The following is an 18,458-nucleotide window of genomic DNA, read 5'->3' as shown; positions in this document are numbered from 1 at the left end:
TAGGACACAAAAAAACCGCATATAAATGCGGTTTTTTAATACGTGTTAAACGTTATTTAGTGTCATCTTTAGCAACGTCTGATTGCTCTTCAGGCACAACATCTGCTTCTTGCTCTGATGTTTCTAGCTTTACTACTTCAGCAACGGTTTCGTTTTGTGTTGGCTTTTCGCCATAAAACGTTTCACCTGACTCAGCCATTGATACTAACGACTCACAGGGTGCAAATATAGCGTTGCTATTAGCAAGCGTAGACATATCCGAACTTACTTTGCTCGTACCGAGTTTATCCATGTAGCTAAATGGACCACCTAGGAATGGCGGGAAGCCAATACCAAAAATAGCGCCAATATCACCATCACGTGGGCTTGCAATAATGCCCTCATCTAAACAACGCGCAGCTTCATTAAGCATTTGCGCTACACAACGCTGAGCAATTTCGCTTTTGTTTAAACGTGAATTAGGCGTTACACCCAGCAACTCGTACACTGACTCGTCAATTTTTTTGCCTTTTTTCTCGTAATCATAAAAACCACGACCCGTTTTACGGCCAAGGCGTTTTGAATCAATCATGCGTGAAAAGGCATCAGGTCCTTTAAAGCGCTCTCCTAATTCTTTTTCAAGAATAGGTGCGATCTTAGAGCCAATATCAATACCTACTTCGTCAAGTAATGCAAGCGGACCTACTGGGAAACCAAACTCTACAAGGGCTGCATCAATTTTTTCAATTGGCTCACCAGCAAGCATTAAGTTAGCCGCTTCATTTAAGTAAGGTGCAAGTATGCGGTTTACGTAAAAACCTGCCATGTCTTTAACAACAATTGGCGTTTTACCCTGCTTACGCGCAAAATTAACAACACGTGCGATTGTCTCTTGAGACGTACCTTCGTGCGGAATAATTTCAACCAGTGGCATTTTTTCTACTGGAGAGAAATAATGCAAGCCAATTACGTTTTCAGGACGTGTAGCATTTGCCGCAATCTGAGAAATAGGCAACGATGACGTATTACTCGCAAAAATTGTATTCTCTTGGCATTGCTGTTCAACGTCTGCAACCATACCTTGCTTAAGTGCTAAGTCTTCAAATACCGCTTCAATAACTAAATCAATGTGTTTAAAGCCACTGTAGTCAGTTGTACCGGTGATACGGTTCATTGTTAACTGCATATCTGCTTTAGACATAATGCGGCGCTTAAGGCGCTTATCAAGAATTTTGTAGGTGTAGTTCATCGCATTGCTAATGCCTTGTTCTGCGACATCTTTAATACGAACAGGCACTTTCGCTTTTACAGCACTTACATGGGCAATACCAGCGCCCATAAGCCCGCCACCTAACACGGCAGTTTTAGTCACTGCTGGCGCGTCATCGTTGCGCCACTCTTTTTTCATTTCGGTGGTTGCAAAAAATAAACCACGAAGCGCTTTAGATTGCTCACTCATAACAAGCGTTGCAAACCCTTCTGCCTCGGTTTTATATGCTTTAAGCTCATCAAGCTCAACGCTCGCTCGTACTGCTTTTATAATAGCCAGTGGCGCTGGGTAATGGCCGCCCGTTTTTTTCAGTACGTTTTCTTTTGCTTTTTTAAAGATAAAGTTACGACCAAATGGGTTTGACTCTAATAGCTTGCTTACTTTGTCGAGCTTTGGCTCTTTAGCTTGAGGCTTTTTCTTGGCAGCAAACTCTTTTGCCACTTTTAAAAGCACGCTTTGCGGTACGCAATCATCTAAAACACCGGCTTTTTTTGCCTGCTTAGGACGAATTTGCTTACCAGTAAGCATCCATTCAAGTGCTTTTTGAATACCCACTATTTTAGTTAAACGCTGCGTACCACCGCCACCAGGTAATAAACCTAGTTGAACCTCAGGTAGGCCAATTTTAGTTAAATCGCTATCTGTACCAACACGGTAATCACACGCTAATGCAAACTCTAAACCACCACCAAGCGCAGCGCCATGAATGGCACTTACTGTAGTGTATGGTAGTTTTTTCATATCAAAAAAAGCGTGATGACACAGCTCGCTAATAGCAAGTGCATCTTCACGTTTTTCTACGCTATCAAGCATCTTTACGTCAGCGCCTGCAATAAAGTTATCGCTTTTACCGCTGATAAAAACCATGCCCTTAACAGCATGTTCTTGTGCTTGCGTAAGTAATGCTTTTAAATCGTCTGCAAACGAGTCACGCAGGGTATTCATTTTTTCACCCGGCACGTCAATCGTTACAACGGCAATTTTATTTTCGTCTACCGCTAAATTAAATACTGAATCTGTCATTACGCGCTCTCCAATACAAAGGCTGCACCTAAACCACCAGCAGCACATGCTGTTGTTAATGCTAAACCGCCACCACGACGTTTAAGCTCGTTTAAGCTTTGTGTAATTAAGCGAGCACCTGTTGCTGCAAATGGGTGACCATATGCAAGCGAGCCGCCATTCACGTTAAACTTATCCATGTTAATTTCGCCAATTGCTTTACTACGACCTAGCTTTTCTTGCGCAAACTTGTCTGAAGCAAACATCTTCATGTTCGCAAGGGCTTGCGATGCAAATGCCTCATGCATTTCAATTAAATCTAAATCAGCAAGGGTAATACCCGCTCTGTCTAATGCGATAGGTGTTGAATGCGCAGGACCCATTAACATGTCTTGCTCCACACCAATGGCAGAAAACGCAAAGCTACGTACGTAACCTAAAATTTCGTAACCAAGCGCGCGTGCTTTACTTTCGTTCATCATCAATACCGCAGCGGCACCATCTGTAAGTGGTGTTGCATTTGCGGCTGTAACCGAACCATGTTGACGGTCAAACACAGGCTTAAGCTTTGCGTAACCTTCAACTGTCGAATTTTTACGAATATTGTTATCTTCTTCAATAAAGCTTTTGTATGGCGGTAAATGTGCCGTCATTACTTCATCTTTTAACTTGCCATCTGCCCATGCTTGGGTAGCAAGTGAATGTGAACGATGCGCTAATGCATCTTGGTCTTCACGGCTAATATTATGTGTTTTAGCCATTTGCTCAGCAGTTTGCCCCATTGAAAGGCCTGTTGAGTACTCTGCAACTGCAGGCGGTACTGGCATTAAATCTTTTAAGCGCAGCTTTGAAAAAATTTGTAAGCGTTGGCCTAAAGTACGCGCTTTGTTTAAATCAACTAAGCTACCGGCCAATTTTTTACTTACGCCAATAGGTAATACAGACGACGAATCGGCACCACCGGCAATACCTACACTCACAGAGCCCGCCATAATAGACTCAGCTACGTTAGCAATTGCCTGAAAGCTGGTAGCACATGCACGTGACACAGAATAAGCATCAACACCAACTGGCATGCCTGTACCAAGTACAATTTCACGCGCAATATTTGGCGCTTCTGGCATTTGTACTACTTGACCAAATACAAGTTGATCGATTTCTGACTTGTCGAAATTTAATCGCTCAAGCATTTCGTTAACCACTAATTTACCCATATCAAGTGCTGGTACGTGGTGGAATGCTGTTGCTTGTTTTGCAAACGGTGTACGAAGGCCACTTACAATGGCAATACGATCACCCTTTGGTGTTTTTAGTATGTTTTGCTCAGACATTTATGCTCTCCCGCTGACAGGTCTGACCTGTTTGTTTTCCTCGATTCTAAACAACCCGTGTGCTAAAGCCAATAGATAAACTGAAATTTATACAAAGTAGTCATGTTTACATATCACACAATAGGCTTTTTTAAACGCATTTACAAAGATTTGTGGTACGCTAAAAACCGTTAAAAAATAACGAACTATTTTAAAAAATACAGTCTAACTCTTGAGTTACCCTATTATAAACCTTATAAATAGGTCAGTATTTGCAACCTAACCCATTTAGGTACTAACCCAGCTGACGAGGACAGTCCACTTATTATGGCAGCTAACGCATTTTCACAATTAAAAACGTACTTAGATACACAAATCATTGGCCAGCCAGAGCTTACTCAAGCACTACTTATTGCTATTTTAGCTGACGGCCACTTATTAGTTGAAGGCCCACCAGGGCTTGCAAAAACACGCGCTGTAAATGCGCTTGCAAAAGGGATTGAAGGTTCGTTTCAACGTGTCCAGTTTACACCCGATTTATTACCGGCCGATGTAACTGGCACCGATATTTACCGCCAACAAACAAGCGAGTTTGTGTTTGAGAAAGGCCCTTTATTTCATAACCTTATTTTGGCTGATGAAATAAACCGTGCCCCAGCAAAAGTACAATCAGCTTTACTAGAGGCCATGGCTGAGCGCCAAGTAACGGTAGGAAAAAACACCTACCCACTTAGCGACTTATTTTTAGTAATGGCCACTCAAAATCCGCTAGAGCAAGAAGGTACTTACCCGCTGCCAGAAGCACAGCTTGACCGCTTTTTATTACATTTAAGTATTGGTTATCCGGGCGCCGAGCACGAGCTAGACATTTTACGCCTAACGCGCGGTGAAGCATTAAAAGAGCAACAAGCTGTTTTACAAAAAATTAGCCAAAGCGATTTATTTGCTGCCCGCCAAGCAATTTTAGGTTTGTACTTAGCCGAGCCTCTTGAGCAGTATTTGGTTCAACTTATTATTGCTACGCGAGAAGGCGCGCAATTAGATGAACAACTAGGCCGCTGGATTGAATTTGGGGCCAGCCCTCGTGCCACTATCGCGCTCGATAAATGTGCACGTGCTCATGCATGGTTACAGGGCCGAGACTTTGTAGCCCCTGACGACATACAAGCGGTTGTTCATAATGTACTACGCCATCGCATTATTTTGAGCTACGAAGCCCAAGCCGATGGTATTACAAAAGACCAAGTAATTAGCCGAATTGTAGAACTGGTAGCTGTACCTTAATTTATGCATAAACAATTAGACCCTCAGGTATGGCTGAAACAAAGCCATAGCCACGGTGTTAATTTAGCACTAAAAGAGCTGATGTATTACAAAGCCAAAGCGCAACTGCTTGAGCTTGCTCCTAAGGTTAAAATTAAAAATACTTTAGCAGGGCAATATCTTGCACCGCATAAAGGCCGTGGTATGGAATTTGCCGAAGTTCGCCATTACCAGCAAGGTGACGACATTCGTTCAATTGACTGGCGAGTTACAGCGCGTACAGGCGAAACCCATACAAAACTTTTTCAAGAAGAAAAAGAACGCCCTGTTTTTGTATTTACCGATTTTTCAAACTCGATGTTATTTGGCTCAAAGCTCCTGCTTAAGTCAGTGCAAGCTGCGCACATTAGTGCTTTAGTTGCATGGTCTGCCTGCCAGCGTGGCGACAGAATTGGCGGCATTGTATTTAATCAACACGCTCATTTAGAGCTCAAACCCAGCGCGCGAGAAAAAGCCGTATTAAAGCTTTGTCACAATTTATGTGCTAACCACCAGCAAGCCCTTGGGGGAATAGATGCAAAAGCCCACAATAACTTTAGTGATAACCTAAAGCGCCTTAATCATTTGGCAAAGCCGGGGAGCTTAGTGTATTTGGTATCAGATTTTAGTTCTCTTGACGATGCAAGCTTCAAACAGCTTGAAATACTTAGCCGCCATTGTGAGCTTATCGGGTGTCATATTAGCGACCCATTTGAACATCAATTACCGGCTTATAAAGATACTGTAAGCGTTAGTACAAATGGCCAAGATATTGCTTTGCCACTAATGGATAATACCTTTAGAGCGCGCTTTGCTAAAAATGCTGAAGATACATTCAATAAGCGCCTTACTCGCTTAACTAAATCGGGTCTTAATTTAATATCGTTCAATGCAGCCGAACCACTTGAACTGCAGCTTGTGAGAAAATAAACCATGCAAACCAATCCACTCGATGGCCTGCACGATGTAATAGCACCTAACCAAGTTGATTGGTGGCCACTCGCCCCTGCTTGGTGGGTTATTATTACTCTACTTTGCATTGCGCTTTTAACCGGTGTGTATGCAATTTATAAAGCGTACCAATTTAAAAAAGCAAAACGTTTTGCCGTATCATTAAGCCAACAAGAGCAATACCCTCAGCATTTACATATTATTTTAAAACGCCTGGTTGTTGAATATTACGGTAAGCACCTTGCCACACAACCTACAAAGCAGTGGTGTGAAACGCTTAATACACTCAGTGGACTTACGTTTACTGAGCAAGAAATTTTAAGCTTATACAGTAGCGAAAATAACAATGTCGATTTAAGTAAAAAATTTCGACAAGCAATCAAAAACTTTAAAGTAAAGGAGCCGCTATATGTTTGAATTTAGTTGGCCATGGCTTTTTTTGCTCCTTCCGTTACCTTTACTGCTTTTATTACTAAAGCCAGCAGCAAGTAGTAACAATACTCGCTTACGAATTCCGGGGTTTGCTCAGCACAGCTTGAGTAATCAAAGTATTGAACCTCGATCACGTCGTTTATCGTTATTTGAATGGCTACTTTGGTTATTACTTGTCAGCGCAGCTGCTAACCCCACGTGGTTAGACGAGCCTATTTTGTTGCCAAATGAAGGCCGAGATATCATGCTTGCGGTGGATTTATCTGGCTCCATGACCGAACAGGATATGGCCTACAATGGTCAATATGTTGACCGCTTAACAATGGTAAAAGCAGTACTTAGCGACTTTATAGAACAACGCACTGGCGACAGACTTGGACTTATTTTGTTTGGCGATACGGCGTTTTTACAAACACCTTTAACGCGCGATTTAAAAACGGTAACTAAAATGCTTAACGAAGCACAAATAGGTTTAGTTGGACGCGCGACAGCTATTGGCGACGCACTTGGCTTATCAGTGAAACGTTTTGCTAGTAAAGACGACAGCAACCGAATCGTTGTGCTATTAACAGACGGTCAAAATACCGCGGGTAACTTAAACCCTGACGACGCATTATTACTCGCCCGCGAAGAGGGCATTAAAGTCTATACCATAGGTGTCGGCTCTGATAACCCACGTGGCTTTAGCCTATTTAATATGGGTGGCTCAGGCGGAAGTAATTTAGATGAGCGCCTACTAAAAAATATAGCTGACGATACCGGCGGCCTTTACTTTAGAGCCAAGGATGTAGCGGGCCTCAAACAGATTTACGCAGAGCTTGATAAGCTAGAGCCCATTAGTGCGGACGAAAAAACCTTTCGCCCACAAAGCTCATTATTTTATTACCCGCTACTTATTGCCATTTTACTAATTAGCTTAAACGTGATGCTAAGTACATTGCGCGTATTAAAGGAGCCAAACTAATGGATTTTGAATTTATTCGCCCCGCCATTTTATGGCTGCTTATACCTGCAATCGGCCTATTTTTTGTAGCGTTAATTAAGCACAAAAAAACCACAGACGTGCAATTAATTGCACCGCACTTAGCCCAATTTGTCATCAATGATACCAACACAAAAGCCAACCAACCACTTTGGCTGATAGCTGTATTTTGCAGTTTAGGGGTTTTATTCAGTGCAGGCCCAAGCTTTGAAAAAAAACAGGTACCCGTTTTTCAAAGCAAAAGTGCTCGTGTCATCGTTATGGATATGTCTTATTCAATGTACAGCACCGACATTTTACCAAACAGGTTAACGCAAGCTCGTTTTAAATCCCTTGATATGATTGAGCTTTTTAAAGAAGGTGACACCGCGCTAGTTGCTTATGCTGGCACTGCGTATACCATATCGCCACTAACCAATGATGCCACAACACTCAGCAATTTAATTCCAAGCTTGAGCCCCGACATAATGCCCGACAAGGGCTCCAATGTTTTAGCTGGCCTAGATATGGCAAAAGAGTTATTAAATCAAGCAGGTTATATTGATGGCGATATTATTTTAATAACCGATGGTATAGAACAAGAAGAACAAAGCGATGTAACAAGCTTTATAAATAACACAACATTTAGACTCAACATTTATGGTGTAGGGTCAGAGCAAGGTGCGCCTATAAAGTTACCTGAAGGTGGTTTTTTAAAAGACCGGTACGGTCAAATTGTCATCCCTACTATAAGTATTTCACAACTAAAAAGCTTAGCAACGCGCAGTGGCGGGAAATTTGCGCGCTATCAACCAAGTAATAGCGACATAAATACGTTTTCGCCAATGGCTAATAGTGAGTTATTAAAAGATGAAACACAAAGCCAAGCACTGTGGCGCATTGACGCCGGTATTTACGGGCTTTTGCTCTTGTTACCATTTGGTTTGTATTTATTCAGGCGCTCTGCCTTTTTAGGCGCGGTTTTGTTGCTTACCTTTTTACCTCAGCAAAACGCGTATGCATTGGAGCTCCCTACACTATTAAAAAATATAGACCAACGGGCTCTCACCGCCTATAAAAATGAAGAATACGACAAAGCCGCTAACGCGAAGTCAAACCAATTAAAAGGCGCAGCGCTTTACAAACAAGGCAATTATAACGCCGCTTTAGATGCATTTGGTCAAGATAAGTCCGCCACAGGTTACTATAACTATGGCAATGCACTTGCCAAAGCGGGCAAACTTGAAGAGGCAATAAACGCTTATAAGCAAGCTCAAACGCTGCAAAGTGATTTTAGTCAAGCCGCAGATAACCAAGCCTTAGTTGAGCAGCTGTTGAATCAACAAGAACAGCAGAACCAGCAAGAACAAAGTGGTGATGAATCTCAAAATCAAGAAAACCAGCAACAAGGCGATCAAAACCAACAACCCAATAACGAACAATCTGGGCAAGAGCAACAAAATAATGAGCAAAACGACTCCGCAAAAGGTGAAAACCAAAGCCAGAGCGATGCGAGCGAAAAATCAGAGCAAGAATCTGAACCCTCTGATGATCAGCAAGGTCAAACCGGTGAGCAATCAGAGGAGCAAAATAAACCTGATATGCAAGCACAGCCACACAGCGAACAAAGCGAAAATAAAAACGCTGAACAGTCTGACCAGCAACAGCCCCAATCGCAAGCAATGAGTGAGCAACCCGTTAGCGACGAGCAAAAACAAAAAGCGCAACAACAGGCAATGCAAGCACAAGCCAGTGAGCTTACAAATGAAGAAAAAGAAAAAGCCCAGCAGCTTAATCAGTTACTCAGAAAAGTACCGGACGACCCGGCAATTTTACTACGGAATAAAATGCAACTCGAAGCCCAAAAAAGACAATATCAACGCCGCCCTACAGGAGTAGAAAAATCATGGTAATGCGATTATTTTGCTGTTTATTGCTACTATGCGCGATCCCCTCGTTCGCAGCGACAAAACTTCAAGCGAGCGTAGATAAAAACCCTGTTTTGGCGGGGGAGTTTTTTATGCTCAATATATCAGTAGACGATAACGTGAAAGGTGAACAACCCGATACGTCTGTACTGCTGAAAGATTTTGTAGTCGGCCCAACAAGTTTAAGTACGCGAACTAACATCATAAACGGTAGCATTAATAAACAAACTACGTGGAGCGTTAAATTAATGACCCGCACCGAGGGGCAGTACACTATCCCCTCATTTACGGTAAGTGGATTAAGCTCGCAGCCAATTGATTTAACCGTGACAAAACGTGCCGCAAACGCTGACAATAATAACGACATTTTTGTAAAAACATCACTTTCTAGCAATTCACTCTATGTGCAAGAAGCAGGCGTTTACACACTAAAACTATACTTAGCTAAAGAGTTACTTGATGGTAGTTTAAGTACACCGAGCATGGAAGATGCACAGCTAACACAACTAGGTAAACAGACAGAAAGTTACGAATTAGTTGATGGTAAACGCTACCTGGTTATTACTCGGGAGTATTTAATTCAACCCCAAAAAAGTGGTCCTTATACTATTGCTGCCCCCGTATTTCAGGGCCGAGTGCAACAAAATTATCGCCAGTTGGAAGTATCTGCAATTGGCGAAGACCAACAGATAGAAATTAAACCCATTCCCAGTGATTACAAAGGTGCATGGCTACCTAGTGAGCTGGTGAACCTTGGTGAAGAATGGCAACCAAGTGATGACACCATTGAAGTCGGTACACCTATAACTCGTACAATTACACTTACAGCGCTTGGCGTAACCAAAGAGCAACTCCCAGATATAGAAATGCCAACAATAAATGGGATCCGTAGCTACCCTGATCAAAAAGAGAACAACAACGCAGTAAGAAATGGGCGTGTTGTTTCGCAACAAACTGCATCGTATGCATTATTGCCACAAACACCGGGCACTTACACCTTACCTGAAATTAAATTACCTTGGTTTAATACTAAAATTAACCGTATTAGTTTTGCCACGCTCCCAGCGCGTAAAATTACTGTAACGCCAAGCAGCACCGTTGTTAATACCCCTGTAAATACAGAGCAAAGTATTGATAACACACCCGTTGATGAAACTAAAGCTGACGCTAATACATCAGCCCAAATGCAAACTGCTCGCAGCTACACGCCACTATGGCTTATTGCTGTTGCTGTACTGGGTTATATTTTATGGATTGGCACTGCAATTTATTATTGGTTTACCCGTTCTAATATAAATACCATTGAAAAAGTGAAGCAATTACCTACTCCACTCAGCAAGCCAAGTTTAAAAAAGCTGTTAAACATACAAAAAGCAGGTGATGTTAAGGCCTTTTACAATGAGCTAAATAATTACGCAGTACAAATAACCAAACAGGATACCGGCGCTATTGATGAGTTATGCCGACGGATTAATAACTCACAGTTGAGTACTGAGGTAATTCAATTACAAGCGCAATTGTATGGAAATAAAGCTACAAACAGTGACCTTGGTGCTATTATAAAAATACTTGAGAGTGAGCAAGCTCAAGCATCAAATTCGCAACAAACTGTATTAAAAGACCTTTATAGCTAAAATAAAGTTACGTATGAGTCTTTTTTCATTAAATAAAAATATAGTAGTAAAAAAGTGCTTATGCTGGGAAATAAAAAATCTAATAATCAGGTCTTAATCGATATGGCAGAGAAACAAAAACGTTATGAAGCCTTAGTTCACGTTTATAATAAAGAGCTTTACCGCTTTGCATACTGGTTGTGCCGTGATCCGCACATAGCTGATGATTTAGTACAAGAGACATTTTTGCGCGCTTGGCGCTCACTTGATTCTTTACTCAATCAAAAAGCAGCAAAGCCGTGGTTACTGACTATTTTACGCAGAGAAAACGCACGACGATTTGAACGTAAACAGTTTGATTACAGTGATGTGGAAAACGATACGCTAGTTGATGAAACCAGCCACTCGCTTGATGATGAAATGGAGCAAACCGTTATTCAACGACAAATTGGATTGCTATCTGACGAATACAGAGAGCCACTATTATTACAGGTCGTAATGGGGTGCACCGGCGAGGAAATTGCCGACATACTCGATTTAAATAAAAACACGGTGATGACACGTTTATACCGTGCTAGAAACCAACTTAAAGAGGCTTTAAGCCGTGATGATGAACAACTTAAAGGGGCATCAAAATAATGGATGAACTTGAGTTTCGTCGCCGCACTATTGCGCAACCAAACGATATAGATAAGGAACTTATGGAGTTTGCCCAGAGCAACCCTGAGCGACAAAGTTTTATTACCGAAATGAAAGAATTTGATAAACACCTTCAAGATGCACTCGACATACCTGTGCCTGATAACCTAGCCGATCGTATTATTTTAAATACATCGTTAAAAGAAAAAGCCTTACAAGAAGAGCAAGCTGCTGGCACCAATGTTGTTGACGCTAAATCGCGTTTTAAGTTTGACCGTGTGCACCTTGCCTTAGCAGCATCATTCATGGTCGCAGTGAGTGCGTTCTTTTTCAGCTCAGAACAGCATATTGGCCACGAAGCGGGCGAGCATGCACTTGCGCATGTGTACTACGAAATAAATGCCCTTGATAAAAAATCCCCTATCAGCCTTCAAAGTGTCAATGACAAACTGGCCGTACTTGGTGGTCACATAGATGAGCTTCCTGGCGATATAACTTACGCTATGTTTTGTGATTTTAAAGGGGAAAGAGGCTTACATTTAATTTTTGAATCGGACTTTGGACCAATGACGGTATTTATTGTACCTTCAGAAAATAAATCGTTTGGTTTGGGAAATGATCATTTCCAAGATGAGCGCTTTGAAGGCCAAATCAATCGTGGGTCGCAGGCTGATACCATTTTGGTTGCCAGTGTGGGTGCACCACTAGATACCTATAACGAGCGAGTAACCAGCGCAATTCGCTGGCTCTAAGCCATAGTAAATAAAAAACCGCTTAGTACATACTGAGCGGTTTTATAAATCTAATTTTAATTAGTTAAAAAACGATTGATTTACCTCTTCCTGAATTTTCAGACGCAGCATCTAATTCCCCATCTTTATTAATAATCACATGCATGTCACCAAAGTGGCGCTCGTCAATTGTGTAACCCATTTTTTGAAGCTCTACTTTTACCGCATCATTTAACCCTTCGTGAACACGTATAACGTTTTTAGGCCACAGCTGATGATGAAAGCGAGGCACGTTAACCACCTGATCTGCACTCATATTAAACTCTATTGCATTTAAAATTGACTGGTAAACCGAGCTAATAATCGTTGTACCACCCGGTGAGCCTGTTACCATTTTTACCGTGTTATCCTTTAATAAAATGGTCGGTGTCATGGAGCTCAGCATGCGTTTATGTGGCTGTATTTCATTAGCTTTACCACCTAACGCACCAAACGCATTCATAACACCCGGTTTTGCGCTAAAGTCGTCCATTTCATCATTTAAAATAAACCCGGCGCCTTCAACTACAACCCCACTACCAAACCCTAAGTTTATAGTTGTGGTATTTGCTACGGCATTCCCCATTTTATCAACAATAGAAAAATGTGTGGTTTGTTCGCTTTCTTTCAGTCCGGGCTTTATTTTTTCGGTTGTTGAAATCGCGGTTAATGAGATATCAGCCATGCGCTTTTTTAAATATAATTCATTGAGTAATGCGTTTACTGGCACATCAAAAAAGTCAGGATCACCTAAGTACTCTGCTCGGTCTGCAAACACGCGTTTTCCTATTTCAGAAAGTAAATGCACGTAAGACGACGAATTATGAGCCACTTCGTTATGTAGTTTTTGCAGTTCATACATTTTTAGCCATTGTAAAATTGCAATACCGCCTGAACTGGGTGGCGGCGAAGTAAGCACTTCATACCCGTTCCAACTTGCTTTTAATGGTGTGCGAGACTTGGCCGTATAATTTTTTAAATCAGCTTTGGTAATAATACCGCCATGCTTACGCATAAATTTTTCGATAATATTGGCTGTTTCGCCTTCATAAAACCCAGCTTGTCCATCATCGCGAATTCGCTTTAATGTTTTTGCCAGCTCAGGTTGTGTAAATTTTTCATTGGCTTTTAAACCAGCAAAATATTTTTCGAAGTTAACATCTATTTTTTGCTCGTTTAAGTAGCTTATGTAATTACTAACCCCTTGCGCCAACTTTGGTGGCACAATAAAACCTTGCTCAGCTAAAGTAACGGCAGGTTGTACTAATTTTTTCCATTCTACCGTACCGTGTTTTTTATGAGCTAACCACATACCCGCAACACTGCCAGGTACACCACTTGCGTGTATGCCATAAATAGATCTATTAGGTATTACATTGCCTTGTTCGTCTAAGTACATGTCTCGGTGTGCATCGCTTGGAGCCGTTTCTCGGTAATCTATAAAATCACTTTTTCCATCTTTTTGGATCAGCATAAATCCGCCGCCACCAATGTTACCCGCTTCAGGCAGGGTTACAGCCAATACAAACTGTGCTGCTATAGCTGCGTCTACGGCATTTCCGCCCAGCTCTAATATATTTTTAGCCGTATCAGCACTGTACGAGTCAGGCATAGCAACAGCACTTTGCGCAACTTGCTTGGCTGCTACATGAAATGCACTGAATTGAAACACAAGCACACTCGTTATCACTAGCTTGGTTGGCGAAAAAAATAAGCCCATATAACGTCCTTAAATTATTGTTTTAGTTGTTGGAAGTTTCACTTAAAAGTTAAGTTAAAAATAATAAGCAGTATAACCTTCCCATATTTATGCATAGCATTTATGGCTAGGTCAATCCTTGTAGGTGCAGATTTTAGTCTTACTTTAGGCGCTTAGAATATAAAACAGCAGGTAAGTCACCCTGCTCATCAGTATGCGTGTAAGATTTGACAAACGTTAGTCCAAGCTTTTTCATTACTTTTATAGAACTTATGTTATCTGCTAACGCACTGGCACTAATATAATTAACATCGGTCTGTTTGGTGAGCTCTGCACATAATGCTCTTGCGGCTTCAGTTGCATACCCTTGTCCCCAGCTTATTTGTTTAAAGCGCCAACCAATTTCAATATCACTAAAGTTTGGCTGTTCACTAAAAAAATCCATAGGTCTTAAAAGGACCCAACCAATAAATGTATTGGTGTCTTTAGTTGTCACAGACCAAAGCCCCCAACCCTTTTTAGCATTGCGGTATGCAAGCATACGCGGTATCCCCTCTTCTCTAATTTGTTTTTTAGTTGTAGGCACACCACGCGTTAAAAATTGCATTACTGCAGGGTCTTGATCAAGCTCATATAGTTGTTGCCAATCATGCTCGTTCATTAATTTAAACTTTAACCGCTCTGTTACGGGAACGTTCATTTTCATTACTCTATAATTATCTGGAATTAACTATTAATCTCTTGAGGAGATAGCATATGAACAAATTAGCAGGTTTAGCATTATTAGGCACTTTAATTACTTTAACCGGTTGTGAAGACGCTAAAGAAGTAAAAGAAGAAACAAAAGAAAAAAGCGCTCAAATGCAAGAAAAACTAGGTGATGCCTGGAATGAAGTAAAAGAAACAACACACGATCTTAAAAATGATGAGTCGTTAAACGAGTTACTTCAACAAAGCAAAGCCATGGGCTTAGATATGTACGACGATGGAAAGGAAATTGCTATCGATGCATGGATAAAAAGTAAAGAAGCCGCAGGTGAATTAACAGAAAAAACCAAGCAAAAAGCCCAAGAAATTGCTGACGAAATTGAGCAAGCTCGCGAAGAACACAGTAAGGGGGAATAACTCCCTTTATAATAAAAAGGTAAGCCATTGTGGCTTACCTTTTTTAACCGAAAAAACAAATGTAGGTAATTAAGCTTTGTATTTGCTCATTACCAAAGTGGCGTTTGTACCACCAAAGCCAAAGCTGTTAGACATCACTGTATTTAGCTCTACATCTTTGCGTTCAGTAACAATATCTAAACCTTCAGCTTGCTCGTCTAATTCATCAACATTAATAGACGGTGCTACAAAACCATGCTCAAGCATTAACAAAGAGAAAATGGCTTCATGCACACCGGCAGCCCCTAAAGCATGACCCGTCATTGCTTTAGTCGCACTGATCATGGGCGAGTTACCACCAAATACGTCTTGAATTGCACCAAGCTCTTTAACATCACCCACAGGTGTTGATGTGCCGTGCGTGTTAAGATAATCAATGCTGTCTACATTTTGCATTGCTTGACGCATACAACGTGCAGCACCCTCGCCCGATGGAGCAACCATATCGTATCCATCAGATGTAGCACCATACCCGACTATTTCAGCGTAAATATGTGCGCCGCGTGCTAATGCATGCTCTAGCTCTTCTACGACTACAATGCCACCACCGCCAGAAATAACAAAACCATCACGATTAGCATCATAAGTACGCGATGCTTTTTCTGGTGTTTCGTTGTATTTAGTAGAGAGTGCACCCATTGCGTCAAATTCCATAGCAAGCGTCCAGTGAAGCTCTTCACCGCCACCAGCAAACACAACGTCTTGCTTGCCAAGTTGAATTTGTTCAACCGCATTACCAATACAATGCGCCGACGTAGCACATGCTGAACTAATTGAATAATTAACCCCTTTTATTTTAAAAGGAGTCGCTAAACATGCTGAAGTTGTACTGGCCATAGTGCGAGGCACCATGTAAGGGCCTACACGCTTTACGCCTTTCTCACGTAAAATATCGGCGGCTTCTACTTGCCATTTAGATGAACCACCACCAGAGCCAACTATAATACCCGTGCGCTCGTTTGAGACTTGCTCTTCTGATAACCCTGAGTCTTCAATTGCTTGAGTCATCGAAATGTAAGAGTACGCAGCAGCATCACCCATAAAGCGCATTGCTTTGCGGTCAACATGGTCTTTAACGTTTATATCAATTTTACCTGATACGTTGCTGCGCAAGTTGTAGTCAGCAAACTCTTGGTTGAAAGCGATACCACTTTTACCTGTTTTTAATGACTCTAAAACTTCTTCTTTGTTGTTACCAATGCTTGATACAACACCGATACCGGTAATTACGGCTCTTCTCATGGGTGATTCCCTTAGCTTAATACTTAATTGCGTTTTATTTTACGCGAATTTAATCACTTAAGTGGTCAGCTTTCTAGCGTACACTTGTACTCTGAACTGCTAGCTTATAAATAACGCCAGACTATTACAAAGAAAACCCGTAAAATAATGAAAAATATATTTTGTAAATTTAAAAATTATGATTAAAAACGCACATATACACTTTAACGATTTAGGTACACCGTTTGCTGATAACTTTGGTGATATTTATTTTTCGAATGACGACGGTCTTGCCGAATCGCATTATGTGTTTTATGAGCAAAATAATATAGAAACTCGATTACAAACTCATGACCAACCCCACTTTGTAATAGCAGAGACAGGGTTTGGTACTGGGTTAAATTTTTTGAATACATGGCAACACTTTAACGATCATATTGCACGTCAACAACCACAAAATCAATTAGATAAAGGTGTAAAACGCCTTCACTTTATTTCGTTTGAAAAATACCCATTAAAAGTTAACGATTTAAGCAAAGCGCTTCAAGCGTGGCCTACATTACAAAAATTAAGTGAAAAACTCGTCAACAATTACCCTATTAATTTACAAGGGTGTCACCGACTTGAGTTTGACAACGGACGTGTTGTCCTCGACTTACATTTTGGCGATGCACTCGCGTCTATTAATACAATGAGCTACCCACAAACAGGGATTGTAGATGCCTGGTATTTAGATGGGTTTGCCCCAAGCAAAAACCCTGAAATGTGGCAGCAAAGCTTATTTAATAGCATGGCTGACATTTCAAAAGCAAAGGCAACTCTAGCTACGTTTACAGCAGCAGGCTTTGTTCGCCGTGGTTTAATAGAAGCCGGGTTTAATACAACTAAAACCAAAGGCTTTGGCAAAAAAAGAGACATGCTAATTGGCCAAATACCACATGCAAACACGGCTCAATCAGCCCCTCCTTACTTTAATCAAGACGATAGTAAACTTAATAATGTTGCTATTATTGGCGGCGGTATAGCGAGTAGTTGTATTTTATACAGCCTTGCTAAACGCGGTATAAACGCTGAATTATTCTGCAAAGACCCGCAGCCTGCCATGGGCGCGTCACATAATGTGCAAGGCGCGGTGTACCCTCATTTACAAGCTAAAGATTCACCCCATAGTGAACTTTTTGCACATAGTTTTTTATACGCAAAGCGCGTTTACCAGCAATTGTTAAATGATGGATTTAGCTTTGATCACCAATGGTGTGGTGTTTTGCAACATGCTGTAAAAAAGCCCCTTGCTGATAAACACAAAAACCTTGCTCAAAAGCAACTTTGGCCAAAGCAACTTATGCAAAACGTAACCGCAGAGCAAGGCGATGAAATAGCCGGCGTTCAAACTGGGTACCCCGGTGTTTATTTTGAACAAGGTGGCTGGGTTAATCCACCACAACTTGTTAATGCAATGCTAGGCGCAGCCAATAAGCTAATACCCCACAACAGCCACTTTAATTGCAATATAGTAAACATAGAAAAAACAGCAAACGGCTGGGTTTTAATAAGCAATAATCAACAGTTTGGCCCATTTAGCGATGTTATTATTTGCGCTGGTGAGCACAGCGACACATTTGAGCAAACAAAATCACTTCCTATTGTAGGCGTGCGCGGTCAAGTATCGCATGTTCAAGCAAGTCCTGAATCTCGAAAGCTTAAAACGGTACTTTGCCATAAAGGCTACTTTACACCAGCTTATTTAGACCATCATTGCATGGGCGCTACATTTGATAAAAACAGTAAAAGCCGCCATGTTTCAGATGAGGATAACCACACTAACCGTGCTCAACTCATAAACTTTTACGATCATAGCGACTTTGCTACAACGTTAGGAAAAGTAAGCTCTGCAAAAGCAGCAGTAAGATGCACATTCATCGACCACTTGCCAATGGCTGGGCAATGGTGTGAACAAAGCGATTATACAAATGCATTTGCAAACCTGAGGTTGGGTAAGCGTTATCAATATTTGCCTCTCAATCACCCTCAACAAGGGCTACATATTTTTACGGGCTTTGGAGCTCGTGCCTTGTGCAGCGCACCACTGTGTGCTGAACATTTTATTAGCTGCTTAGCAAACGAGCCGCGCCCACTCAGCGAGCGAGTAAGCCAAGCTATACACCCCGCTCGCTTTATTGTAAGAGATTTAATTCGTAATAAAATATAAATGACAAA

Annotated in this window: 15 protein-coding genes; 10 read left to right on the top strand and 5 right to left on the bottom strand. The window is 41.4% G+C overall.

Annotation, left to right across the window (positions count from 1 at the left end; all coding sequences use genetic code 11):
• Positions 1–52 precede the first annotated feature (52 nt).
• Positions 53–2,272 carry a fatty acid oxidation complex subunit alpha FadJ gene (gene fadJ, locus ATS72_RS00795; RefSeq protein WP_058428590.1) on the bottom strand — a complete coding sequence of 740 codons (2,220 nt, stop codon included), beginning with the start codon at positions 2,270–2,272 and terminating at the stop codon, positions 53–55.
• Positions 2,272–3,582, bottom strand: a complete 1,311-nt coding sequence (fadI, locus tag ATS72_RS00790) for an acetyl-CoA C-acyltransferase FadI (RefSeq protein WP_006793342.1) — start codon at positions 3,580–3,582, stop codon at positions 2,272–2,274. Before fadI ends, fadJ begins: the two co-directional genes overlap by 1 nt.
• Positions 3,583–3,888: 306 nt before the next feature.
• On the opposite strand from fadI, the gene ATS72_RS00785 reads away from it, so the two are divergent.
• The 8 genes from ATS72_RS00785 (at position 3,889) to ATS72_RS00750 (ending at position 12,139) form a co-directional block, all read left to right on the top strand.
• A complete protein-coding gene (locus ATS72_RS00785; RefSeq protein WP_058428589.1) occupies positions 3,889–4,845 on the top strand; it encodes an AAA family ATPase in 957 nt (318 codons plus the stop codon).
• Positions 4,846–4,848: 3 nt separating this feature from the next.
• On the top strand, positions 4,849–5,793 hold the full coding sequence (locus ATS72_RS00780) for a DUF58 domain-containing protein (protein ID WP_058428588.1): 945 nt from the start codon (positions 4,849–4,851) through the stop codon (positions 5,791–5,793).
• Between the two features lie 3 nt (positions 5,794–5,796).
• Positions 5,797–6,231 (top strand): DUF4381 domain-containing protein, encoded by a 435-nt coding sequence (locus tag ATS72_RS00775; protein WP_058428587.1) that lies wholly within the window; start codon positions 5,797–5,799, stop codon positions 6,229–6,231.
• The gene (locus ATS72_RS00770; RefSeq protein WP_058428586.1) at positions 6,224–7,210 is read left to right on the top strand and encodes a vWA domain-containing protein; all 987 of its coding nucleotides are present in this window, start codon (positions 6,224–6,226) and stop codon (positions 7,208–7,210) included. Before ATS72_RS00775 ends, ATS72_RS00770 begins: the two co-directional genes overlap by 8 nt.
• Complete coding sequence (locus ATS72_RS00765; protein ID WP_058428585.1) at positions 7,210–9,120, top strand: VWA domain-containing protein; 1,911 nt, start codon at positions 7,210–7,212, stop codon at positions 9,118–9,120. Before ATS72_RS00770 ends, ATS72_RS00765 begins: the two co-directional genes overlap by 1 nt.
• Positions 9,114–10,769 carry a BatD family protein gene (locus ATS72_RS00760; protein ID WP_058428584.1) on the top strand — a complete coding sequence of 552 codons (1,656 nt, stop codon included), beginning with the start codon at positions 9,114–9,116 and terminating at the stop codon, positions 10,767–10,769. Before ATS72_RS00765 ends, ATS72_RS00760 begins: the two co-directional genes overlap by 7 nt.
• 102 nt (positions 10,770–10,871) lie before the next feature.
• Positions 10,872–11,387, top strand: a complete 516-nt coding sequence (locus tag ATS72_RS00755) for a sigma-70 family RNA polymerase sigma factor (RefSeq protein ID WP_235591616.1) — start codon at positions 10,872–10,874, stop codon at positions 11,385–11,387.
• On the top strand, positions 11,387–12,139 hold the full coding sequence (locus ATS72_RS00750) for a DUF3379 family protein (protein WP_058428582.1): 753 nt from the start codon (positions 11,387–11,389) through the stop codon (positions 12,137–12,139). The genes ATS72_RS00755 and ATS72_RS00750 overlap by 1 nt, the downstream gene beginning before the upstream one ends.
• A 64-nt stretch (positions 12,140–12,203) precedes the next feature.
• On the opposite strand, the gene ggt is transcribed toward ATS72_RS00750, so the two are convergent.
• Entirely contained in the window at positions 12,204–13,877 is a 1,674-nt protein-coding gene (ggt, locus tag ATS72_RS00745) for a gamma-glutamyltransferase (protein WP_058428581.1), read from the bottom strand.
• 139 nt (positions 13,878–14,016) lie between these two features.
• The gene (locus ATS72_RS00740) at positions 14,017–14,562 is read right to left on the bottom strand and encodes a GNAT family N-acetyltransferase (protein ID WP_058428580.1); all 546 of its coding nucleotides are present in this window, start codon (positions 14,560–14,562) and stop codon (positions 14,017–14,019) included.
• Positions 14,563–14,612: 50 nt separating this feature from the next.
• Between ATS72_RS00740 and ATS72_RS00735 the strand changes: the two genes are divergently transcribed.
• On the top strand, positions 14,613–14,981 hold the full coding sequence (locus ATS72_RS00735; protein ID WP_006793331.1) for a hypothetical protein: 369 nt from the start codon (positions 14,613–14,615) through the stop codon (positions 14,979–14,981).
• Between the two features lie 69 nt (positions 14,982–15,050).
• On the opposite strand, the gene fabB is transcribed toward ATS72_RS00735, so the two are convergent.
• Positions 15,051–16,262, bottom strand: a complete 1,212-nt coding sequence (fabB, locus tag ATS72_RS00730) for a beta-ketoacyl-ACP synthase I (protein WP_008126923.1) — start codon at positions 16,260–16,262, stop codon at positions 15,051–15,053.
• A 178-nt stretch (positions 16,263–16,440) separates the two neighbouring features.
• Between fabB and mnmC the strand changes: the two genes are divergently transcribed.
• Complete coding sequence (gene mnmC, locus ATS72_RS00725; protein WP_058428579.1) at positions 16,441–18,450, top strand: bifunctional tRNA (5-methylaminomethyl-2-thiouridine)(34)-methyltransferase MnmD/FAD-dependent 5-carboxymethylaminomethyl-2-thiouridine(34) oxidoreductase MnmC; 2,010 nt, start codon at positions 16,441–16,443, stop codon at positions 18,448–18,450.
• The last annotated feature ends 8 nt before the right edge of the window (positions 18,451–18,458 follow it).

Source organism: Pseudoalteromonas sp. 13-15, from assembly GCF_001468205.2.
Classification (GTDB): domain Bacteria; phylum Pseudomonadota; class Gammaproteobacteria; order Enterobacterales; family Alteromonadaceae; genus Pseudoalteromonas; species Pseudoalteromonas marina.
The sequence above is the reverse complement of the archived record's forward strand: the minus strand, read 5'-3'. Positions and strand labels throughout refer to the sequence as shown.